The following is a 23,994-nucleotide window of genomic DNA, read 5'->3' on the forward strand; positions in this document are numbered from 1 at the left end:
TGATTGTCTCACAGGATTATAAACCCTCATAACTCGTTAAGTTAATGTAATAAAGTACGTGATGCGAGCAACAAAGATCACTGAAACGAAAAGAGCACGACAAAGCGTGCTCTTTAAGTTCAGTATAGAAGTGTTCTTACAAAATGAAGTGGCTTATTTAAAGCTAGGACAATGGTGATCGGCGCGCCACACCAATTGTCTTGAACCTTGCATTGTTTGTAATAAATCTCTACCTGACATTTGCGGGAACGCTAACAATACCTTGAGATCAAGAGGAGAGGTTCCGTCTTTCTCATAGGCTCTTACATGAGTAAAAGTCGATTGTAAGTGTTTGAACAGCATAGTCTTAGTAAGACAAATTCCAAAGTTATCGCGTTTCATTGCCTGGTTTCCTTTTCAACAATGTTTATACGTTATGTTTTTTATCCTGTTTCTATCGGACGTTGCCACTGATCGATACTTCCTGCTCATCAATGTTTTATTATTGGGTGCTGATTTATCAGTCACCTCTGAGTTGTCTACTGGCCTGTCGCGTAAATAGAGATGTATGAATGAGGTTAGGTAGGTAACCTGTTTGTTCAACAATCGTAACGACGAGCGTGCAACTTTTAGTTATAGATACGTCCAGTGAGCGAAGGGTTGTTGCCTTTTTGTTAACCTAAATTTCGATTTAAAGCGCGGTCTGAAAATGAGGACTTATGGCTTGGCAACAACGAACCCCTTCATATGCAACTATTATAATTGTATTTATTTTAAACAACCTAAAAAACACCTAAAAGCTTAGTGATCTAGCTCAATATTCATTCGTTTACTTTGCTTTTTAAGCTAATCCGTTCTAAAAATGAACGATTAATCGAAATGAATAACGTAAAGGATTATCAATTAACAATCTGCTCAATTATTTAGTTGAGTAACAGTCACAAATTCGCATAGCTAGAAAGGTCATGCGGTTAACTTAGTGTTAACATCATTCGTCTAACACTAGGGACGGTGGAATATGAAATGGAGCAGTATCAGTTTCCGTAAAAGGTTACTGATTATCATGACGGTCACTGGCCTTGTTGAGCTTTTGATACTCTCAGGTGCTGGTTTTTACTACATCAAACAATCTCAAGAACAAGAGATGGGTTTGAAAGCGTTAGGTGTTGCTGAATTTCTGTCTGAATCGCCACTTGTCACCAGCATTATTCAAGAAAATGGAACGATGGGCCCTAATGGCGCTCCCTACGTTCTGTCTGAAGAAACTCAAGTTAAATTTCGAAACCTTACCCAGCTCATTGGCGCGGCGTTTATCGTTGTGGGAGATGATAAAGGTATCCGCATGATTCACCCTTATGATGACCGGCTTGGTAAACCCATGCGCGGTGGTGATAACCAAAAAGCATTGGTGTTGGGTGAATCTTATGTGTCGACGGCCAAAGGATCACTTGGTTTTTCTGTCCGTGGTAAATCCGCGGTTAAAGACCCACAAGGCACTGTCATTGGCGTGGTGTCGGTTGGCTACTTGTTGGACTCGTTACAAGACAGAATTGAACCTTACTTAGCCTTTTTGATTGTGATGGCGTTGCTGGTGGTTGCCGTCAATGCGGTGATTTCAAGCTATGTGTCTCGCCGTTTTCAGCGCGCTATTTTAGGCTTTGAGCCTGAAGAAATTGGCCGCTTATATGTAGAACTTGATGTGACTATGAGTACCGTGAAAGAAGGTATTTTGAGCATTGATAAGAACGGCATTTTGCGCTCAATAAACAAAAGCGCGTGCGATATTTTGTCCATAGACCGAGATAAAGCACTCAATCAGCAACGTCTATCAGATGTATTAGCGGGCAGTGACTTAGAACAGCTGTTATCGACTGGCGATACCGATCACGATGTTGAGCTGTACCTGAACAATAAGCGAATCATTGCTAATCGCAGCCCAATTATAGTGGCTGGTGAGGTGGTAGGGGCGGTATCCAGCTTCCGATTGCGAGATGAAATCAACGATTTAACAGACCAGCTCTCACAAACCAAAGAGTATGCTGATCTACTGCGTTCGCAAACCCATGAGCATCAAAATAAGCTAAACACCATTAGTGGCTTGATTCAAATGGGCGAGCTGGATTCTGTTCAACAATTGATTGGTCAAGAAACCGCTCATTACCAGAGCTTAATTGAGTTCTTAAGAGAGACAGTGAAAGATCCATTGATTGCAGGCATGCTTTTAGGCAAAACAGAGCGAGCTCGAGAGATTGGTTTGGAGCTTAAAGTTGAAGAGGGGTCAAGGCTTGAGGCATTACCCGCTTGGTTAAACGCAGAGGATGTCGTGACGATTCTTGGCAACCTGATTGATAACGCGTTTGATGCAACCATGATGGCAATTAAACAAGAAGGGCCAATAGCACCAGCTCGTCGCGTAATCGATGTGTCGATCAGCGATTTTGGCAATGAAATTATCGTAGAAGTAGAAGACAAGGGCTGTGGTTTGCCGAAAGACTTGGCGACCAAAGCACTCACCGAAAAAGGCGTATCGAGCAAAGCGAAGCAGAACAGAGGTGTTGGTTTGTATCTCATTAAGCAACTTGCAGATCGTTATCAAGGGCAATTAGAAATGGTTGATAACCCTGATTTTGGGTCACGCATGACGGTGTATTTACCGAAAGAAGAACAACAATAATAATTGAGCACGGAGCGATCGAGTAAAGATCGTAGTGACGGAAAAAGCATGGTTAAAGGAAGAACATAAATGAACGCAATCACGAGAGTCATGGTCATTGAAGATGATATTGCGATTGCAGAGCTTCACCATCGTTATTTAGAACAGATGGGAGGCTTTGATGTGGTCGGGATTGCGACCACACAGTCTGAAGCATTAATGCAATTGGACATCTTAAAGCCTGATTTGGTTTTATTGGATGTGTATCTACCGGACGGATGCGGACTTGATATTTTGAACCACGTTCGTGGTAGTAATCAGGGATGTGATGTGATTTTGATTACTGCTGCCCGAGATGTCGACACCTTGCAACAGGCGATGCGTGGTGGAGTCGTCGACTATTTACTGAAACCTGTGATGTTTCCTCGTTTGGAAGCGGCACTGAAAAAGTATCAGTCACAGCAGCAAGAGTTTGAAAGTGTGTCTGACTTAAACCAAGGCTTGGTCGACAAGATGCTCCAAGCCAATGCCAAGGCAGATTCTCGAAAGGTTTCTACGTTACCTAAAGGGATCGATGGTGTAACGCTTGATAAAATTAGAGCTATTTTCCAACAAGCCGACATCGCTGATATTACTGCGGATGAGGCAGGCGAACGCATTGGAGCAAGCCGAACCACCGCTCGACGCTATTTGGAATTCCTTATCACGACTGGCGAGTTAGTGGCTGACTTAAATTACGGGTCAGTAGGTCGCCCAGAACGCTGCTACAACAAAGCTAGAAGATAGATTTAGCGACAACAAGTCACAAAGATAAACGCGATGCTATCAAATAAATATAAAGCCAGTTGAGTAAGCTGGTTTTGGTTTTTTCTCCCTTTCTTATTGCTCACTCCACCGACCAGATACCGTTCTTTCTTGACTACAATGTTTGAGAATGCCGATTTGCTTCTTCTTCCAGATAGAACAGCTGACTTATCGATTATAATTTGTTCGAAATCAGTCAATATTTAATCGATTGCTTTCACAGTGGTTGATGTAAATCAAATACTCATAGACAATACTGTCCCGAATAGAGGTGATAGCTTTCACCCTCGTTTACCAAACGCATTCTCAAGTGTAATAGGCACTCGCTATTGATGTAATAGCCAAGACCTATTATCTATTTTCGTATGTCGCTGATACCTTTGGCGAATACTAAAAACCTTGTTTTTATAGGAAAGATGATGGTAATACCTGAAAACAGCAGCATCGTTATTTTTGGTGCGTCGGGAGATCTAACTTACCGCAAGTTAATTCCTGCTTTGTACCACCTGTATGCTAGCAATCAACTTCCAGAATCCTTTGCGATTCTTGGAGTGAGCCGTACTGAGTACAGCGACGAGTCTTACCGTGAGAAGCTGAAGAAGTCTCTTCAGGAAATGGAAAAAACTGAGCCAGAGACGCTGAATGCATTTATTGAACATCTGCATTATCAAGCGATCAACACTTCAGATGTAGACGATTACGCTCGTCTAGCACAACGTCTGGATAAGCTTGAGCAAGACTACCAATTCGAAAACCATAACACATTGTTCTACTTGGCAACCCCGCCAAGCCTTTACGGTGTGATTCCAGCAAACCTTGCTGCACATGGCCTAAACGATGAGAAGAACGGCTGGCGTCGTCTGATTATTGAGAAGCCATTTGGTTACGATCTAGCATCAGCTCAAGCGCTGGATGAAGAGATCCATCATCACTTCCAAGAACACCAGATCTACCGTATCGACCATTACCTTGGTAAAGAAACGGTACAAAACCTTCTAGTGCTTCGTTTCTCAAACGCGATGTTTGAACCTCTGTGGAACCGTAACTTCATTGAATACGTTGAAATCACAGGTGCTGAGTTCCTTGGCGTTGAAGAACGTGGCGGATACTACGATGGTTCTGGCGCAGTTCGTGACATGTTCCAAAACCACCTGCTACAAGTGCTAGCAATGGTTGGTATGGAGCCACCTGCTCAAATCAATGCAGATTCTATTCGTGATGAAGTGGTTAAAGTACTTCAGTGTCTGAAACCATTAGAAGAAGATGATTTGCGTAAAGACTTAGTGTTAGGTCAGTACACAGCATCAGATGTTCGTGGTCAGCACTTACTAGGTTACCGTGAAGAGCATGGTGTCGCAGACGACTCTCGTACTGAAACGTACATTGGTCTTAAAGCACACATCAATAACTGGCGCTGGAATGGTGTTCCTTTCTACGTACGTACGGGTAAACGCTTACCAACACGTGTGACTGAAATTGTGATTCACTTTAAGAACACACCACACCCAGTGTTTGGTCAAGATGCACCAGAGAACAAACTGATTATCCGTATCCAACCGGATGAAGGTATTCAGATGAGCTTTGGTTTGAAAGAGCCAGGTGCAGGTTTCAAAGCAAAAGAAGTGAAAATGAACTTCTCTTACTCTGATCTGCCTGAGACTCAGATGCTAACGGCTTATGAGCGTCTTCTTCTTGACGCACTGAACGGTGATGCGACTCTGTTTGCACGTACCGATGCAGTAGAAGCATGTTGGAAGTACGTTCAACCGATCTTAGATTTCAAGCAAGACCCTCAAGCACTGTTTGGCTATGCTTGTGGTACTTGGGGCCCACAAGAAGCCGATGAGCTTCTGCAGCGTGATGGCCGCGCATGGCGTTTCCCATGCAAAAACTTAACAGATACGGATTACTGCGAACTATGATCAATCACAAGATCTTTGCAACGCCTGAATTAGTCGTTGAAAACCTAGCAAACGAAATGAAAGCTTACAGCGAGCAGGGCAAGCCTGTTCACATTTCATTGTCGGGTGGCAGCACGCCAAAAATGCTTTTCAAGCTTTTAGCTCAAGCGCCATACGCAGAAGGCATTCAATGGAATAACCTTCATTTCTGGTGGGGCGACGAACGTTGCGTTGCACCTGATGATGCAGAAAGCAACTTCGGCGAAGCGAACGCGCTACTTTTCTCGAACGTGAACCTTCCTGCTGAAAACATCCACCGCATCCGTGGTGAAGATGAGCCAAAAGCAGAAGCAGAGCGTTTCGCGAAAGAGATGGCAGACGTGATTCCAACAGAAAACGGCACGCCTGTTTTCGATTGGATCCTGCTAGGTGTTGGCGCAGACGGCCACACAGCTTCACTATTCCCGGGTGTAACTGACTACCAAGATGAGAACCTATCTGTATTAGCTTCTCACCCAGAGTCGGGCCAGATCCGTGTTTCTAAAACAGCGAAAGTTTTAGAAGCAGCAAAACGAATCAGCTACCTAGTACTGGGTGCAGGTAAAGTTGAGATCGTTAAAGAAATTCATACAACTCCTGCTTCAGAACTGCCTTACCCGGCAGCGAAAATCCAGTCTAAAACTGGTGAGACAGAGTGGTTCCTAGATTCAAATGCAGCAAGTGCTATCGCATAAGTGCGAATAGCCGCAAGGAGATAAAATAATGAAAGGTGATATCGGTGTAATTGGCCTAGCAGTAATGGGTCAGAACCTTATCCTAAACATGAACGACCACGGCTTCAAAGTTGTGGCTCACAACCGTACTGCTGCGAAAGTAGACGAGTTCCTAGAAGGCCCAGCTAAAGGTACTAACATTGTTGGTGCTTACTCTCTAGAAGAGCTAGTTGAGAAGCTAGAAGCGCCACGTAAAGTGATGCTTATGGTTCGTGCTGGTGATGTTGTAGATACGTTCATCGACAAGCTTGTACCACTTCTAGACAAAGGCGACATCATCATTGATGGTGGTAACACTAACTTCCCAGACACTAACCGTCGTGTTGCCGCTCTTCGCGAGAAAGGCATCCACTTCATCGGTACGGGTGTTTCTGGTGGTGAAGAAGGCGCTCGTTTCGGTCCTTCTATCATGCCAGGCGGTTCTCCTGAAGCTTGGGAAGCGGTTAAGCCTATCTTCCAAGGTATCTCTGCGAAAACTGACGCGGGTGAGCCTTGTTGTGATTGGGTTGGTAACGACGGTGCTGGTCACTTCGTTAAGATGGTTCACAATGGCATCGAATACGGTGACATGCAGCTTATCACTGAAGCATACCAGTTCATGAAAGATGGCCTAGGTATGAACCACGACGAAATGCAGGCTGTATTTGCTGACTGGAACAAAACTGAGCTAGACAGCTACCTAGTTGAAATCACTGCTGATATCCTTGGTTACAAAGATGAAGACGGTGAAGCGCTAGTTGAGAAGATCCTAGACACTGCTGGCCAAAAAGGTACGGGCAAATGGACAGGTATTAACGCACTAGACATGGGTATCCCACTGACTCTAATCACTGAGTCTGTATTCTCTCGTTGCCTGTCTGCACTTAAAGATCAACGTGTTGAAGCTGAGAAACTGTTCGGTAAGACTGTTGCTCCAGTTGAAGGCGACAAGCAAGAGTGGGTTGATGCAATCCGTCAGGCTCTACTTGCTTCTAAGATCATCTCTTACGCTCAAGGTTTCATGCTAATGCGTGAAGCGTCGAACGAAAACGGTTGGGATCTAAACTACGGTAACGTTGCACTTATGTGGCGTGGCGGTTGTATCATCCGTTCTGCATTCCTAGGCAACATTCGTGATGCTTACGAAGCGAACCCAGAAATCGCTTTCCTAGGTTCAGATGCATACTTCAAAGGCATCCTAGACAACTGCATGGGCGCTTGGCGTAAAGTTGCAGCTAAGTCTATGGAATCAGGCATCCCAATGCCATGTATGACTTCTGCACTAACGTTCCTAGACGGCTACACTACAGCTCGTCTTCCAGCGAACCTTCTACAAGCTCAACGTGACTACTTCGGTGCTCACACTTATGAGCGTACTGACCGTCCACGTGGTGAATTCTTCCACACAAACTGGACTGGTACAGGCGGCGACACTGCTTCTACAACTTACGACGTATAATCGTTAGTTAGAATCAGTAAAGAACACGTTCGTTCTTTCAGCTGAAAACTAGAAAACAAAAGGATGCCAATTGGCATCCTTTTTTGTTGGTTGGCTTTTTCTTTGGTCTACACAACCAAGGCGTTACAGTTCAAGGTGTCATAGATCAAGCTGTCATGACGTGTGGTTGAACATCGTCATTGTATTGCTCCCTAATTGCCATAAAGCCATCTAGGTTCTGTTTAAGAGCCACAACACACTCAGGGTCGAACATCGAACCCGAGTGAGCCTCAATGTAATCCATGACTTCATCGAGTGTCCACGCGTGCTTATAGGCTCTTTTGCTCATCAGCGCATCGAATACATCGGCTAATGTCACGATGCGTGCTTCGAGCGGTATTGCTGTGTTACTCAAAGCATCGGGCAACCCTGTGCCATCAAACCTTTCATGATGATGACGTACGATATTTTTAATGAATTGGATTTCCTCAGAACACATCGCGCTATGGCATGATAGGGCAACCACATTGTTAATCATTTCTTCACCGTACAAGGTGTGGTTGTCCATGACGGCTCGTTCTTCTTCATTAAAGCGTGCGCTACTGAATAGCACTTTATCTGGAATTCGATATTTACCTATGTCGTGAAAGGGCGCATACAGCCGAATTCGGTGAATGAATTGGTGCGTAATTTCTTCCTTGCTGTGCGACAGAGTACGAGCAATGTGTTCACTGTATTTACCCATGCGAATAAGGTGTTCTTTAGTCTCTGGGTCTCTCGCATGACCCATGTTTAAAGCAATCGCTAAAGAGGATTGAAAGTGACGTTGGCGCTCAAACCATTGAATGAAAAGGCTAGAGATCACTTGAGTGAGATAAGCGATATCACACTGGATGGTTTGGTTAGCAAAGAACCCCGTTGATGAAGCATTGATAAACACAAACCCAAGATTACTTTCTTGATGATGAATAGGTGTTGTGTAACTGCTTTGATGACCGATATCGAGCAAGTGAGATATTTGTTTGGTTGGGCTAATGGTGGTGAGGTCGTGGATGATTCGAGTATCTAAAGACTCAGCCATTCTAGATAAAGCTGATTCTGGCTTTAGTTCTTGTTCGATGTAGCGATGCTCAGCTTCTTGGCACAGAGTATCCGAAACAAAATAATTCGATGCTCTATTTTCATTGCACAGCACGACCGAAAGCCTAGATAGAATGGGGTAATGTTCGCGAGCTAGCCGAAAGAGATCATCAACGATAGCGATAATGTCTTTATCTTGGGCGGCTACTCTGCTGATTTGGGAGTAGTCAAACATGGTCAAAGCCAACCTTTATTTATAGTTATATCATTGTTTAATATCATTATTAGTAGGTTTCTATACCACTTCTAACATAGCACCTTACTGTTAATTAGCAACACTGCGTTCTAATAAGTTTAAATTCCATTGATAAAGTAGGGATATTTCATTCTTCTATCATGGTTTTTGTTAACTTGAGCTAGTTTGGTGGATCTTTAAGACAGACCCTTTTTAGTAGGGGCGGCTGTATTACACGCAACATCAGGATGGTAAGTGACCATATTAAAATTAAATTGAAAGATAAATAGGATAACGAGCATGCTTTATGCCATCATAAAGGCATAGATAAGGGCAATGGATGATATGCCCAAATGATTGAGCTAGAAGCGGTCAGTGATGACGGTGTTCTAGAGTAAATTCAAGGCCTTTAGTTGCCTTGGAAAAGGTAATGTTATGACTGAAGAAGAAAGAATCGAACTGCAACAAAACAACCCACTGCATGGCTTAAAGCTTGAAACTATGATCAACGAATTAGTGGATCATTACGGTTGGGAAATTTTGGATGCAGCAATGCGCATGAACTGCTTTAACACTAAGCCGACAGTAGCAAGTGCCGTTAAATACTTGAAGAAAACAGAGTGGGCTCGTGAGAAAGTAGAGAATTTCTACCTTTACCGTTTCAAGCGCATGCCTAAAGCTTCTGATATCGAATACCAGATGCCTCCACGTTCACGTACATTCCGTCACGGGTTAGAACCTCGTGAGCCAATGGAATTAACGGTTGAATCGATTCTAGCATCACAAGCTAAAGCAGCGTCAGCATTTAAAGAGCGTCGTGGCGGCAACGGTCGTAACTTTCGTCGTTAATAGAAATGCGTCGCTAGCAAAAGGGCGTCGTTAATCGAAAGGCGTCGTTAAGTAAGGCTTTCGCTAATAAAAAGGCGTCGCTAGAAAAGCCGTCGAAATAGCCTAATCAGCTAAAGCGAAAAGCGTAAAATACAAAAGGAGCCTAAGTGCTCCTTTTTTAATGCGTGTCGATTTAGTCGTTCGCCTTAAGCTTCGCGGTTCTTTCTTTGATTCTTCCAAAGGTCAACGCCATAGACAATAGCGCTGATCAGTAAGAATAGCGCTGACACAGAAAACAGAGCGGGCATTTTTAGAATCCACGCGAATGTGGCAGCAAGAAAAGCGACAAAGCAAATGAGTCGACTTGATGACATGACATGACCGAGTTTAATGTTCATAACGCCTCCTAATGAAGTCTCACTTTCGACAGGAGAATTATCCCACCTTTGGCAAAATAAAGGCTAAAAAACAGTCTAAATTGTTATCAAATTTGCTAATTAAAGGGCTCGTATCACACATTTTGGCTTGGTTATTTTATAGTTCACAAAATAACCAGTCGAGGGCATTGTCACTTCTTCATGCTTAGCGATTTACGTTGTGTTTTGCTAACGAAAACCGTGATTACTGTAGTAATTAGTTTGAATGAAACCTAGTTGACGTAGAACCTACTTAGCATAGAAGAAGTAAGCGGTGATCAAAAAGCTTGCGATGATCACTGTGGTGCGAACATATTGTTGTGGAATACGACGAGAAACTTTTGCTGAATAGTAACCACCGACTAATGTCCCAAACAAAACGGCCATGCCTGACGGCCAATCAATCGAACCATTCACAACAAAGAACACGATTGCCGCGAGTGATGCGCATGCCGATACCAACAATTTGATGCCATTCATCACGTTGATATTGGTATACCCTGCCAGTGCCAAGTAGCTCAATGTCACAATGCCTAAGCCTGCATTAAAATAACCACCATAAACACACACGATCAAAAGTAATAAGGCTGAAAAGAACGCGCCTGCGCTGGTGGCGTGCTTATGTTTAGCTGTTACTTTCTTGAGCCATTTATTGAGTGTGCCACCAAAGGTAAAAAGTAGAGCGGCGAACAGTAATAACCAAGGTACGGATTGGGTAAATAGCGCTTCTGGCGTGTGTAGTAGTAAAAATGCACCAATGCCGCCGCCAATTACACATAGCCCAACAACGAGCTTGAGTTGTTTGGTACCAGATTGAATTTCGTGGCGCAGAGCGTAGGCTCCGCTAATGTATCCAGCACACGAAGCAAAGGTATTGGTCGCGTTGGCTGCAATCGGAGGGACGCCAGCGAATAACAAAGCGGGGAAGGTGATGAAGCTGCCTCCTCCTGCAATGGAATTCAACACGCCACCAATCACACCTGACAAGAATAGAATCAACCAATCCATAGTTTTAGAATCCAATGCATTAAATGATGAATCACCTTACTTGATTTTGTTATTAATATCAGGGCAATGTGCAGTGAAGAGGTGGGTTTGTGAGTTTGCTACCAACTTGGAGCTGTGGTTTTTTGAAATGACTGATACGAAAAAAGGAACCTGAGGCTCCCTTTATTTCGTTTTGTTTTCTAGGCTAAGCCAAGTTTACACTTCAACAGGCTTTGCTCTAAAACTCTTGAACAGCTTAACCAGAATCGGACTAGATAGAACCAATACCGCTAAAATAGTGAAGGTCATGGTGATAGGGCGTTCCCAAAGGAAGCTGAGTTCACCATCACTGATCATCAGTGCGCGTCTCAAGTTCTCTTCCATCAAACCACCTAATATGAAGCCAAGCAGTAACGGTGCGAGCGGGAAGTTGGCCAGCCTTAACGCTATCGCCGCCATTGCCACAATTAGCATCACAAACACATCCATCGTGTTGAAAGACACCAAGTACACGCCTGTGATTGAGAAGAAAATAATCATTGGCAGTAGTACCGTTCTTGGTACCGCTAGCAGTTTAGAGATGTAAGGGATTAAAGGCAGATTCAAGATAACCAGCACGATGTTGCCAAAGTACATCGAGATAATCACCGACCAGAATACATCTGGGTGCTCAACGAACAAGCGAGGACCCGGTTGGATGCCATAAGCGATGAGTGCACCAAGCATAATTGCTGTAGTACCAGAGCCCGGAATACCGAGTGTCAGTAGCGGAACGAATGAACCACTCGAAGCTGCATTATTTGCTGATTCAGGAGCCACAAGACCACGAATACTGCCTTTACCAAACTCTTTCTGCTTGTCTTTTGGTGCTAGGCTGCGTTCCATGCCGTAGCTTAAGAAAGCTGCGATAGTCGCGCCAGCACCCGGAAGCACGCCAGTGAAGAAGCCAAGAATTGAAGAACGAATCGAAACGGGCGCGACTTCTTTGAACTCTTCTTTGGTCACTTTCATGCTGCCAATATCGGCCATCTTTTGGCTTTCTTCGCCGCTGGTGTCTTTCTCTGGTTTCAAAATACCCATTAAAGTCTCACCTAAAGCGAAGGTTGCCATAGCAAGAAGTAGGAAACTAAAGCCATCCATTAGGTCTGTTAGGCCAAACGTGAAACGCTCAACACCAACGCCTTTGTCGATACCAACAGTAGATAACATCAAACCAAGAATGGTCATCATCCATGCCTTTATTACCTGACCTGGGCCTGCAAAAGCCGCTACAGCCGATAGACCTAACAACATCAATGCAAAGTAGTCTGACGACTGGAAGCTCAATGAGACACTTGCTAGAGCCGGTGCTGCAATCAAAAGCATGATTGCTGACAGAGTACCGCCAGTGAAAGAAGAGTAGGCTGCTAGTGCCAACGCTTTACCTGCTTGGCCTTTTTGTGCCATTGGGTAGCCGTCGAATGCGGTTACTACCGTTGAAGAACAACCTGGAGCATTGATTAAGATTGATGACGTTGAGCCACCAAATACTGCGCCGTAGTACACACCTGCCATTAAGATTAAGCCAGAAGAAGGGTCTAGGCCGTATGTAATCGGGATCATCAACGCGATTGCTGAAATTGGACCTAGCCCCGGGAGCATACCAATGAAGGTACCCACGAAGCAGCCCACAATTACCATCATGATGTTCATTGGCATCACAGCGGTAGAAAGTCCTTGTAAAATTCCGTCTAACATAATGTTATCCCTACCAAAGAGTGAAGATTAAGCCAGGCTCTAGGTAGATATCTAAGCCTTGAGTTAATAATAAAAAGAACGCGATAACGAAAGGAAATGACGCGCCAAACAAAATAGATTTACGGCGCTCACCCAATAGGTAAAAGCCAGCAAGCAAGAAGAAGCTAGTTGCTAAAACAAAGCCAAGATAAGTCAGTCCAACACCGTACAAAGCCATCAACACTAAAAAGCCAATGAGCAGCTTCCAATTCAACGGCGTGGTGTCGCATGAAACCTTCTGGTCCGGTTGTCCTGTAACTAGTAGGATCAACGACAGGCCGATGCCGATAAACGTTAATAGGGTAGGTAAAGTTCTTGCTGTGAAGGGTTCGTACTCGTCACCGGGGAACAAAGGAATTAGCGTGGTTTGGTAGCCATAGCACAAGCACGCCAGCATAAAGATCATGGCTCCGATGCGATCCTTTGAAAGCAAAGATTCCTTACTCAGAAATTTGGTTGGTAAGTCCGACATATCCAACTCCATTTGGGGTGGTATAAATAGTAAAAAAGCCGTACATGAGCGAGTTAATGAAGAATGTCTGGGATCACTAACCAAAGGTAAGCGAATTACGGTACTGGTTTATCAGCCACTTGCGTTTACAACGAATCGGCAAGCGTTAGTAATACGTCTACGAATAAACAAAGGAGTATGAAGTTAACTCATGTACGGCGAAACAAGGAAAGAGTAAGAGGGCACATAGACCCTCTATGGTTGTTAGTTATTTCAAGAAACCAAGCTCACGCATTAGGTCGCCCATCTGTTTTTCTTGGTCTTCTAGGAAGGCGTAAAAATCTTTGTCAGCTTTGTAGTTGTCAATCCAACCGTTACGGTCACGAACCACTTGCCATTCATCGGTCTTGTACATCTTGCCTAGAGCTACATTCCACTCGTCGATTTTCGCTTGGCTAGTGCCAGGTGCCGCGAAGAAGCCACGCCAGTTAGCAAATACTGTTTCGTTGCCGTACTCAGTTAGTGTTGGGATGTTTGGTGCCGCATCAAGACGTTTTGGTGCCGTTACCGCCAATACTTTTACTTGGCCTGATTTAGACATTTCTAGCACTTCACCAAGGCCTGTCGAAAGCAGTTGTGTTTCGCCAGATAATAGAGCTGCCATTGCTTTACCACCTGCATCGTAAGCAATGTATCGCACTTTCTTCGCATCAAAACCTTCGCCTTTGAACGCTGCCGCCACAACAAGGTGATCCATGCTGCCTCGAGCCGAGCCGCCTGCAATTTTCACTTTACGTGGGTTGCTTTCGAATTCTTTTACTACATCTTCCCAAGTGTTGTACTTCGAATCCGCAGACGCAACGATTGCGCCATAGTCGGCAATAGTTGCTGCTACAGGAGTTAGGTCGCGGAAAGATTGTGGGAAGATCCCCGTTAGTGAACGAACAACGATAGGCGTTGAGTTCACCATTAGCGTGTCTTCTTGACGTTGAGCCGTCTCGATTAGGTGTGCAATGGCTTTACCGCCACCACCACCAGACAAGTTTTGGAAAGAGACATTTTCTACGATGTCGGATTTAACTAATACATCACCCGTACCACGAGCCGTCATATCCCAACCGCCACCAGCGCCGCCAGGGATTAGGAAGTGGATTTTTTCTACGTCAGCAGCAAAAGTGTTAAAAGAAAAGGTTGCTGCGATGATAGAAGCCGCAAGAGTAGGTTTCAGTGCCTTGAACATGGTTCACGTTCCTTATGTAGGGGATCTCTTCAATGGAGAGAAACTTATGTTTTATATCCAGCTGCTAAATACACGAGTAGGGTATTGCTTAGCAGATGACGTTAAAGTTAACGGTGTGTTAAAGAATTGTCTGTAATGCGGTGATATTGAGGATAAAGAACATTGGGTGAATAAAGTTCATAAAGTTCACGGGGAGGTGAGGGTGTCCTTACTGTTGGAGACAGATGAAAAAAGAGAGCCACTTGGACTCTCTTTAATAGTTTGTAACTTATGACATATTTAGTGTTTCTCGATCATGATGAACTAGCCAGTGTTGAGCCTTTTAGCAGTTCAGTCGCGCAATCGAAATCGAACTCCTCGAGTGCGCTTTCCAACTTTTTAAATTCCGAAGGTGTTAGCCCAACCACAGCACCGTCCTCAATGTTAAGAACAATGTTGAGAGCTTCGGTGTCATCATTGGATACCGCTTCTAATAATAGGCCGTATAGTTCAGTACTTGGTTGATTAGGCGATGTCTCCGGTTTTGCTTGCTGGTCTCTTGTATTCTCGGTGGCGACTGTTGTGTGGAAGATCGAGTTAGCGATCTCTTGGCTGAGTTCAATCGTGGTTTTGATGACCTTTTCTTTTAGGTCGTCATCGGTAATTTCGGACTCTAGGTTTTCACATAGACTATGCAAGTCGCTAGCTCCGAGGTTACCGGCCACACCTTTGAGGGTGTGCAAGTAACGTTGTTGAGCACTATTTGATAGTTCGACAGTTAAGGTGCTTTTGTCAGAGTAGGCTTCAACAAATCGTTTCAATAGCTTCGTGTATAAGGTGTGATTGTTGCTCGCTCTCATTAATCCCATGTTGGTATCAAGACCGTCAATGACAGGTAACGCCTCGGGTGCTTTTTCTGCGTTGTTTTCTTCTTGTAGAATCTTGGTGGACTCTTGCAACGAAACATTAAATTGCACAGGGTTAGACGGTGACACCCAATTGGCTAAGGTCGCGAACATCGAGCCGACATCAATCGGTTTAGCGATAATGTCAGTCATCCCACAGTTGAGTGCTTTTTCTTTATCCCGCTCCATCACGTTTGCTGTCATCGCAATGATTGGGGTTTGTGTGTCTTTTATCTTGTTACGAATATGCAGGGTTGCTTCGTAACCGTCCATCACTGGCATTTGGCAATCCATCAAAATACCATCGAAAGGTACGTCGTCAGTTATGGCTTGTTGATAAAGATCTATCGCCTGCTGACCATTCTCGGCAATGGTGACTTTAATTTGTTGCCCCTCTAAAAGCTCTGTTGCGAGCTCTTGGTTTATCTCATTGTCTTCGACCAGCAAGATGTTAGCTCCGGCCAGTTGTTGGACGTTAGCGAGTTGATTTTGTTGTTCTAATTCGCTGCGAGATACGCGGTCTGAGTCGAGTCCATAGAGTGAAACAATAGAGTCATAGAGATGAGATGAGGTGATTGGCTTGTCTAGAATACTCGGTACTTCAAAGCCTCTTTGTTCTATGAGTTCAGCAAGCTCTTCTCGGTCGTATGCGGTCAGCATCATGATTTTAGGCATTGTGAGCTGCTGCCCATTTTTGAGCTCTGCTAGTAAGTCTACGCCATCTCGCTTAGGCATCTTCCAGTCGGAGATTACCAAATCAAATGGCTTGTTCTGAGCGTCAGCGGTATGTAACTCAATAAGAGCTTCATCAACGGATGAGCTCAGTGTTGGTGTCAGCTTTAGTGATTCTAGGATATCGCCTACGATCAAGCGGGCGCTGGAGTTGTCATCGACGACTAACACTTTCAAATTGTTAATTGATGCAGGTACGACAACACGGTGTTGCTGAATAGAATGACTAACGCGAGTAGCAATAGTAAACGAAAAGGTCGAGCCTTTGCCAAGCTCCGTTGAGACATGAATATCCCCTCCCATCAGTTGGCTGAGCTCTTTACTGATGGCAAGGCCTAAGCCTGTACCGCCATATTTCCGAGTGGTTGAGCTGTCAGCTTGAGTAAATTTGGTGAACAGCTTACTGGCTTGCTCTTGCTTCATGCCGATACCACTGTCAGAGACTGCAAAGTTCAATTTGATGTCATCGCCTTGTCTTTCTGCTACTGAGATTGAGATCTTCACTTCGCCTTTTTCGGTGAATTTGACGGCATTGTTACTTAGGTTAATCAGTATTTGCCCAAGTCTCAAAGGGTCACCAATAAGGTTGGTTGGCACGTCTCTATCTACTTGAATGAGCAGCTCTAAACCTCGATCTGAAGCTCGTAAGCCAACCAAGTTAGTAATATTGTCGAGTACATTCTCAAGTTGGAAGTCAACTTTCTCAATGTCGAGCTTTCCAGCTTCAATTTTCGAGAAGTCGAGAATGTCATTGATTAGCCCGAGTAGGGTGTCAGAAGAGAGCTTAACTTTGTGGATATAGTTACGCTGAGCCTTGGTCAAATCGGTTTTCAATGCGAGGTAACTCATACCAATGATGGCGTTCATTGGTGTACGAATTTCATGGCTCATATTAGCTAAGAAATCGGATTTTGCATGGTTCGCTGCATCGGCTTCATCCCGTGCAGCAGCTAGGCTGTGCGTGAAGGTTTCTAAAGCTGAATGCGCTTTGTTGGCGAGCAAACCCATCAACAAAATAATGACGAAGAAAATCAAACCTCCTACGGCCAAATGGGAGGTTACACTAGATGAATCTTTGACATTGACGCTTTCTGCTAAGTGGCGCTGAGAAACAAAATCTCGCAGTGCTAAGAAGCTTTTATCCATTGCTTTGAGTAATTGATGGCCTCGAATTTGTGAACTGACTAACTCAGTGAATTGCGATTCATAGACGCTGATATGGTCGTCAAAGGCAGTAATTTTTACCTCTGGTGCGTACAAGGCAATCAGTCGTTGTGCGTTGCTTGATTTAGATTGCATCTCATTGATTACATGTGACACTTTGTCGGCGATGAGCTTCTGTTCCTTTGAATTTGCGAGCAGAAAATCTCGGTTGAATCTATTTGAACGACTCAGTAGTGTGCGAATCGCCAATAGGTCTTGACCTATGAGCAGTTGGGAAGAGAGTTCTGCTTGAGATTGAGAAATGAGATGATTCAGTTCTGCGACTTGGATCTGTTTAGCTTGATAGAGTAATCCAACCGAACGCGAAAATTCAGAGCCGCTCAAAGTGACTTGATTGATGAGCGAGGCTGTTAACTTTTTAGAAGAGACCGGTACGCCTTGAAGTTGAACTAAGTTGGTGTAATAGCGATTTTTTGCCTTTTCAACAATCTCTAAACGTTGTTGTCCTTTGTCATCTAAAATTTGAGCGTGTAATTCGGTAATCAACTGTGAAGCCTTTTGCATCTCAACCTTGACCAGTGAGTAGGTCTTTAGGTTTCCGTCGAGCAAATATTCTTTTTCAAGGTTTTGTATATTAACGGCGAGAGTAGCGAGTTGACTTGTTTTTAAGGCAACGTTAGTCAATTCTTCGCTAGTTAATCGCAACCCTCGAATATTTTGACTGTTTTGATTAATGGCTTGATTGTGCAAATCTCTCATCTCTCGCAATAGCTCGGTCGCGGCATTAGATCGTTCATCCATTAGCGCTCGGGTAGATTGATTCAACTCAATAAGCCCGACATATTGCTTGAATTGAATCAAATATTCCGTGAGTAGATTGCTCGGAAGTGATTCCGCATATTGATTGGCATAATCGTCGGCTAAACTTATAGTTTGCTTTGCTTCTTGATTAAAGTTGGCAATGACTTTTTCGTTATAGTCGTTACTGAAAGACAACTCGTAAACACGCAGTTTATCGAGGGAGGTCAATAGTCGAGTACTAGAAGCGTACTGTTCGACACCGATGAAGCGATCGTTGAGATTGATCCAAGCGCCCACTGCGACGGAAAACACAACGACAGCCGCAACGAGAAAAGAGATTAAGATTATTTTGGAATCAGTAGCAAATCTTGAAACAGTATTCATAAAGTACCTGTATTGATAAAGTACCAGCGAACTTAGTGTTCTGGTTCATCAGAAAAAGAGTCTTTGATCGCTAACATCTCGTCGAGCTTATTTATGAAGATAGGCACTAAGTTAGGGTCAAAATGATGGCCAGCTTGTTCTTGAATCAGCTCAATCGCTTTTTGAATAGGCCAAGCTTTTTTGTATGGGCGTTCGCTAGTCAATGCGTCGAATACGTCGGCAATCGCTACAATTCGCGCGCTGAGAGGGATATCTTCACCGGATAGCTTGTGAGGGTAGCCGCTACCATCCCATTTTTCATGATGATATAGCGCAATTTCTTGGGCGAGTTTTAGTAGTTTGGAATCGTTATCACCAATGATGTCCCCACCAATGGTGACGTGTGTTTGCATGATTGCCCACTCTTCAGGATCCAGCTTTCCTGGTTTGCCTAATATGTTGTCCGGGATGCCAATTTTACCGATGTCGTGCATTGGCGCCGCTTGGAATAGTAGCTCAACCCACTCTTCGTGCACGTCTAACTGCTGAGCCAGAATTTTCGAGTAGTAACTCATTCTTACAACGTGCATTCCCGTTTCATTGTCTTTGTACTCTGCTGCCCGGCCGAGCTTGCGGATTATCTCCAATCGACTCATTGCCAAAGCTTCCGTTCTTTGTCGTACCTTGCGAGACAGTGCCAAGTTTTGGTCGTAGAGGGAGATTTGCGTGACAACACGAGCTTTCACAATAGGTGGGCTAACTGGTTTAGTGATGTAATCAACAGCGCCTAGCTCAAAGCCCATTTGTTCATCGACCATATCGGTTTTCGCGGTAACAAAAATTACAGGGATATTGGCGGTGACTGGATCATTTTTAAGTCGGCGACACACTTCATACCCATCCATTTCTGGCATCATTATATCGAGCAGGATCAGGTGTGGTTTTGGATGTGAAGAGGCAATCTTTAACGCTTTTTGACCTGACGTCGCAGCTTTAATTTTAAAGTCTTCATTGAGGATACCTGACAGGGTGTGGATGTTGTCTGGGATATCATCAACAACCAGAATAATGGGTTTATCTGTCGTAATTTGATTCATTTTTCGTCCCTAAAAAATTTAATCAGATTGCTATGTTCTATGCTATTAAAGCGTAGTGGAATTTGGTGGAAATGCATGATTTCTGGAGGGTTAATTATTGGTTTTGGAATCTAAAAGGAAATAATGGAGTCCCTTTCTATGAATAGATATTTTATATGTTAACCTTTATTTAACAAAGAATAACTTTATCTATGGTGTAGTCTCGGGCTAATACTATTCTAGCTCCTACATTTCCTTAACAGCATGTGATACCTGCTAGGTAGACTTATGTATTGGAAGGACTGTTTTGAGCTACTTTTGTTATCAAATTGGTCAAAGTACTCTTCTAGTATCACTGCAAGAGCGAACCAGTCATCGAATTTGCCTAAGACTGAACTAGGTGTTGAATACCTTGGTGTATAGCTTTCAAAACGTAGCTCGGAACGCAGAGTTCCGTTCTTTATGACAGAGCCGAAGTCAATTAAATGTACTTGCCCTTGAGGAGTCAATACGATGTTAGATGGTTTAATGTCACCATGAACGAAACCAAGTTTGTGGACTTGATGAATCGAGCGCTCTAGCAAGGTAATCCAGTTGGTAGGGAAGTTGTTTGACTTAGAAGGCTCGGTTTGGATTTGTAATAGTGTTATTCCACAAATGTGGGAAAGGACTAGATAGTCACTCTGCTGGTTAGAGAAATAATCGCAATATTCTGGCCAGTTATAATTGGAGTTGGAATAGAGAAACTCAGCCTCTTGTTTGAGAAAGTGACGGTGCTTTACTGCTTGAGCATACTTTATAGTAACGACGCCCCAGCTAGGGTGCTGGGCTTGAAGTACACGTCTACCTAATCGAGAGAGATTAGTGTAGCCACGGTTAGTTAGCTCCTGCTTGAGCTTTGCGTCGTCCGAAAATTCTCCCTTCAAAGCAACTTTGCCAGAGTGTTAAAACCAAAGGAAGAGCAACTTATTGACAGAGAATTATTGTCATAAGATGGAGCTCGCTTTGATGTACAAAGCGAGCTACTTGAGGGGGCTTTACTAGATATCACTTGGTAACGAGAATCCAGAGAAGAAGCCGGGAACAAACGGGTTCGACTGACCCTGAGTTTTGATGGTCAGTTTTACTTTACTGTCACCATACACAAACTCAACTTGTGTATCTTGAGCGGATGAAAAACTCACATTTGGACCGAATAAGCGGAACCAACTCCATGTACCTTTGACTGTACTTTGGCCAATTATGGAGTCTTGTGTGTTCAACTGGACTCCTAGTTTCTCGATAAACTCGGAGTCTCCTTGCCATGATTGCTGACTCCATAAGGTCGGCCCGTGACGGTAAGTGAAGATCGGTTTGTCCGAAATGATTGAAAATTCGGTAATGTTTGGTGTCATATCAACAGCTTTTACTTGGAAATCGATCTGAATGTTTGATGGATCAGCTAGGAAAAGAGCGTTTTTGATATCAGAAGCTTTGTCCATCATTGTCCATACATCTGGCGTGATAGATAGCGCAGTACCAGGCAACAGCCCTGGTAAGTAAGGTGCTTCGTCATTGTTTTTAACGAATCCATTGAGGCGATTTTGAGAGAACTTATCAACTATACCGTTTGTAACGAAGAAGGCCTTGAGATCAGCAACGCTCACATCCAGTTTGGACTGTCGGTTGAATGGATAAAAAGACGCTAATCGTTGTTGGTATGGTTGATAAACTTCGTTTGACCATGCTGTATTAAGGTGGTCATGAGCCAGCGACATCACCATTTCATTACTTTGATGCACAATTTTACTTATCACTTCTTCTGCTACAGCTAAATGATCGTTTGATAAGTTTGATAATGATGCAATAGGGTTACCAGCTTGCAAAGTCACAGATAAAGTATCGAAGGCTACTTTTTGAGGTTCTTTGGTTTCATAAAACTTGTCTGCCCATTTATTTGCATTAATAACCGCACTCAGCAGATTGTCTATTGGCTTCTTCCCTTGATCGTTGGCAGAGACCTGTTTTTTGTATGCTTGAAAGCTTAAAGTTATCTGGCGTGCAGATTCTTTTTTATCTTGGTCTTGAATTGGTATGGTCGCAGGATCTTGCGATTTACCCTCGTTGTCTGGTATTTCGAGTTCCACATAGGTGTACTTAGCGACGGTTGAGTACAGGCTGACCAGTGGGTTACTGTTTGCACTTGATAGGCTAGCGAATGCTTTTTTAAGTTGTGCAGGATCCGCTATTTCATTGACTTTTACATTGCTAATGAGATCTCGCCAATAATTTATGTAGTCATTTTGATAAGTTTGCTTTAGTTCACGGCTGATTCTGTGCATTTCGAGTGCACTCGGATAGGCCCCTGCAACCCCTTCATATGATTGTAAGGCTGCTTTTAGAGTAGGTGAGTTGACGGATAAATCGAGCTCATTAAACCCCGTTGGTGTATAGATATATGGAACCATGTAGCCCACATAACTTGTTGGGAATTGCAGAACTGAACCCCAATTATCGCCTAAATCACTTCGAATATCGACGCGCTTTGAGTAGGTTTCTGAGCTTTGAATGTGTTCATACAATAGAGTTCCGATACCTGTTTGAGTAATGACTTTCTTCGCTAGGTTCTCTAAATCGTGATTTGATTTCATTGGTGTTAGGTTACGCGCGAAGATGTCATTCAGTAGTACCTCTAGTTGAGCAATATTGACACTATCTGCTTCACCTTGGTCTTGGAATGTACGCATGTAGTAGTTTTTAAGCTCATGAAGGTTAGTCCTATTTTTACTGAACAATAAACGGTAGTTATTCAGCAAAGCTAGAGTCTGAGATTGATCTTCGAGATTGACGTACACAAATAGGTCTTTCTCTAGGGTATTTTCCATAGAAGGAATCAGTACTTTCTGTAACGCTGCAAAATATGCTTTTTCGATCTCTCCTTTGATACTAGAGTTAGGCATAAATGGCAGCGTATACCATGGCTCAGGCTCATTGTAGAGGTTATAAATTCGCTGTAATGAAAACAGATTAGGTATGTTTTCAGCCATGTTTTCGATGTCGTAAGGAGATGCTGATATCGCTTCTTTATAGCGCTCAAGCATTACATCGGCTTCAGCTTCTCGTTGATTCTGGAAATCAAAGTCAAACTTAATCACAAGTAATACGGCGGTTAGTAAGCTAGCCCAAGATAGTGTGAAAATGACTTGGTTAACTAACAATGCGTTTTCTTTACGCTTGTTTACCCCAACCAGTTCGTGTTCGGATAAAATCACGTGTGTCATAAGGTATTGAGCAAAAAGGGTCTGGTTAACCGGGATCTGCTCATTGTGTTGATAATGCTCATGACCTACCGAATAAGATACAGTGCTCGCCAACAAGTCAGACTGAGCTGAGCTTTGACCATCATGAGTAAAGTAAAATCCGCGGAATTGAAGAGCGTCACTAAGCTGCTCTCCACGGTACAAGCGGTTGAGGAACAACCAAAGGTTTTGTTTCAATAATCCAAACTGGAAAGGGGCGCTAGCAATTGAGTTTCGATAATCCTGGTTGAGTTGACCTGCAAGCGCGTTGCTCATGTTGGCTATCAACTCACTGATTAAATGGTCGTATTCATCATTAAACCAGTCTGCGTCGATACCACCGTGTTTAGAATAAGGAGCCGTGGCACCGAATACGTCGTCTCTTTTTGATTCGTCAAATGCTGAGAAAAACTGACAAAAATCGCTGATGCTACCCATATTAGAGATAACGTTATAAATAGGTAAGCTGACCCCAAAAGCCTGATTAAACGTTTTTATTGTCGATTTTAGTTCATCAGCTTTTTGTGTTATTTGTTCATTATTTTCCAACAATGAAGCTACGTCAGTCGTGAGCAATAAACCATTCGCGGCCTGCCTCGGGCGCCATGCTGTTAGGGACTGACAGAGTGTTTTTAGGTATTCTGGGTGTTGATCTTCGCCAGTGCTTACCGAAACTAAAATGGAATGCTCGCTGACCCAAAATAGAATTGGGAATTCAATATCACTGCCAAAATCGTCGAGCTTATATGACTCATAACCCATTTGAGTGATGATACTTTTGTCTTTATTCGGATTTTGACTCAATAGTAGGTAGATTGGCAGGTCGTAGCGACTCATTAAGTGAGCTTTTGGCCGTTGCTTGCTGACCATGCGTTTGAAATGGTATGCCAGTTGCTTTTGTCTTTTCTGAATCAGCGATTTGTCGAATGACTCTTTTTGTGATGGTTCACTGCGGTTGATAAGAACCCAGTAACATACTAAGCCTACAAGTGTAGATATAATTGCGGTAGTAGCTAAAGCCCACGTCAAATATGCGTTGAGAGGTGTTAATAGAATTATGCTAGAGACGACGGTAAAAAGGGCAAAAGATACTAGGATCGAGATACCTACTGTTTTTTTTGTATTGCCCGATTTGTTTGATTTAGTTTTCGGCATA

General features: G+C 43.6%; 17 protein-coding genes. 6 read left to right on the forward strand and 11 right to left on the reverse strand.

Annotated features, from left to right (window positions below; translation table 11 throughout):
• Positions 1 to 153: 153 nt before the first annotated feature.
• Entirely contained in the window at positions 154 to 381 is a 228-nt protein-coding gene (locus tag AB4513_RS12155) for a hypothetical protein (RefSeq protein WP_009846577.1), read from the reverse strand.
• A gap of 661 nt (positions 382 to 1,042) precedes the next feature.
• Between AB4513_RS12155 and AB4513_RS12160 the strand changes: the two genes are divergently transcribed.
• From AB4513_RS12160 to gnd, 5 genes are all read left to right on the forward strand, one after another.
• The gene (locus AB4513_RS12160; RefSeq protein WP_170962726.1) at positions 1,043 to 2,653 is read left to right on the forward strand and encodes a sensor histidine kinase; all 1,611 of its coding nucleotides are present in this window, start codon (positions 1,043 to 1,045) and stop codon (positions 2,651 to 2,653) included.
• A gap of 69 nt (positions 2,654 to 2,722) precedes the next feature.
• Positions 2,723 to 3,418, forward strand: coding sequence for a response regulator (locus AB4513_RS12165; RefSeq protein ID WP_009846579.1), 696 nt, complete (start codon positions 2,723 to 2,725; stop codon positions 3,416 to 3,418).
• Between the two features lie 437 nt (positions 3,419 to 3,855).
• Positions 3,856 to 5,358: a glucose-6-phosphate dehydrogenase gene (gene zwf / locus AB4513_RS12170; RefSeq protein ID WP_029222938.1), complete on the forward strand. Its 1,503-nt coding sequence runs from the start codon at positions 3,856 to 3,858 to the stop codon at positions 5,356 to 5,358.
• Entirely contained in the window at positions 5,355 to 6,071 is a 717-nt protein-coding gene (gene pgl, locus AB4513_RS12175; RefSeq protein WP_012603788.1) for a 6-phosphogluconolactonase, read from the forward strand. The genes zwf and pgl overlap by 4 nt, the downstream gene beginning before the upstream one ends.
• Before the next feature lie 28 nt (positions 6,072 to 6,099).
• Complete coding sequence (gene gnd / locus AB4513_RS12180) at positions 6,100 to 7,548, forward strand: decarboxylating NADP(+)-dependent phosphogluconate dehydrogenase (RefSeq protein ID WP_004733587.1); 1,449 nt, start codon at positions 6,100 to 6,102, stop codon at positions 7,546 to 7,548.
• Positions 7,549 to 7,693: 145 nt separating this feature from the next.
• On the opposite strand, the gene AB4513_RS12185 is transcribed toward gnd, so the two are convergent.
• The gene (locus AB4513_RS12185) at positions 7,694 to 8,854 is read right to left on the reverse strand and encodes an HD-GYP domain-containing protein (protein WP_102257299.1); all 1,161 of its coding nucleotides are present in this window, start codon (positions 8,852 to 8,854) and stop codon (positions 7,694 to 7,696) included.
• A gap of 423 nt (positions 8,855 to 9,277) precedes the next feature.
• Between AB4513_RS12185 and AB4513_RS12190 the strand changes: the two genes are divergently transcribed.
• On the forward strand, positions 9,278 to 9,691 hold the full coding sequence (locus AB4513_RS12190; RefSeq protein WP_012603790.1) for a VF530 family DNA-binding protein: 414 nt from the start codon (positions 9,278 to 9,280) through the stop codon (positions 9,689 to 9,691).
• Positions 9,692 to 9,876: 185 nt separating this feature from the next.
• On the opposite strand, the gene AB4513_RS12195 is transcribed toward AB4513_RS12190, so the two are convergent.
• The 9 genes from AB4513_RS12195 to tssM form a co-directional block, all read right to left on the reverse strand.
• Entirely contained in the window at positions 9,877 to 10,068 is a 192-nt protein-coding gene (locus AB4513_RS12195; RefSeq protein ID WP_009846584.1) for a hypothetical protein, read from the reverse strand.
• Positions 10,069 to 10,335: 267 nt separating this feature from the next.
• Complete coding sequence (locus tag AB4513_RS12200; protein WP_102257298.1) at positions 10,336 to 11,094, reverse strand: sulfite exporter TauE/SafE family protein; 759 nt, start codon at positions 11,092 to 11,094, stop codon at positions 10,336 to 10,338.
• Between the two features lie 195 nt (positions 11,095 to 11,289).
• A complete protein-coding gene (locus tag AB4513_RS12205) occupies positions 11,290 to 12,810 on the reverse strand; it encodes a tripartite tricarboxylate transporter permease (RefSeq protein ID WP_009846586.1) in 1,521 nt (506 codons plus the stop codon).
• 10 nt (positions 12,811 to 12,820) lie between these two features.
• On the reverse strand, positions 12,821 to 13,321 hold the full coding sequence (locus tag AB4513_RS12210) for a tripartite tricarboxylate transporter TctB family protein (RefSeq protein WP_009846587.1): 501 nt from the start codon (positions 13,319 to 13,321) through the stop codon (positions 12,821 to 12,823).
• 247 nt (positions 13,322 to 13,568) lie between these two features.
• A complete protein-coding gene (locus AB4513_RS12215) occupies positions 13,569 to 14,540 on the reverse strand; it encodes a tripartite tricarboxylate transporter substrate binding protein (protein WP_009846588.1) in 972 nt (323 codons plus the stop codon).
• 293 nt (positions 14,541 to 14,833) lie between these two features.
• Positions 14,834 to 18,505, reverse strand: a complete 3,672-nt coding sequence (locus tag AB4513_RS12220) for a response regulator (RefSeq protein ID WP_102257297.1) — start codon at positions 18,503 to 18,505, stop codon at positions 14,834 to 14,836.
• Between the two features lie 32 nt (positions 18,506 to 18,537).
• A complete protein-coding gene (locus tag AB4513_RS12225) occupies positions 18,538 to 19,581 on the reverse strand; it encodes a two-component system response regulator (protein ID WP_102257296.1) in 1,044 nt (347 codons plus the stop codon).
• Between the two features lie 218 nt (positions 19,582 to 19,799).
• On the reverse strand, positions 19,800 to 20,486 hold the full coding sequence (locus tag AB4513_RS12230; RefSeq protein ID WP_102257295.1) for a protein kinase domain-containing protein: 687 nt from the start codon (positions 20,484 to 20,486) through the stop codon (positions 19,800 to 19,802).
• Positions 20,487 to 20,600: 114 nt separating this feature from the next.
• A complete protein-coding gene (gene tssM / locus AB4513_RS12235) occupies positions 20,601 to 23,993 on the reverse strand; it encodes a type VI secretion system membrane subunit TssM (RefSeq protein WP_102257294.1) in 3,393 nt (1,130 codons plus the stop codon).
• Between the last annotated feature and the right edge of the window lies 1 nt (position 23,994).

Origin of the sequence: Vibrio sp. 10N.222.54.E6 (assembly GCF_041473955.1) — a bacterium.
GTDB classification, from domain to species: Bacteria; Pseudomonadota; Gammaproteobacteria; order Enterobacterales; family Vibrionaceae; genus Vibrio; species Vibrio tasmaniensis_A.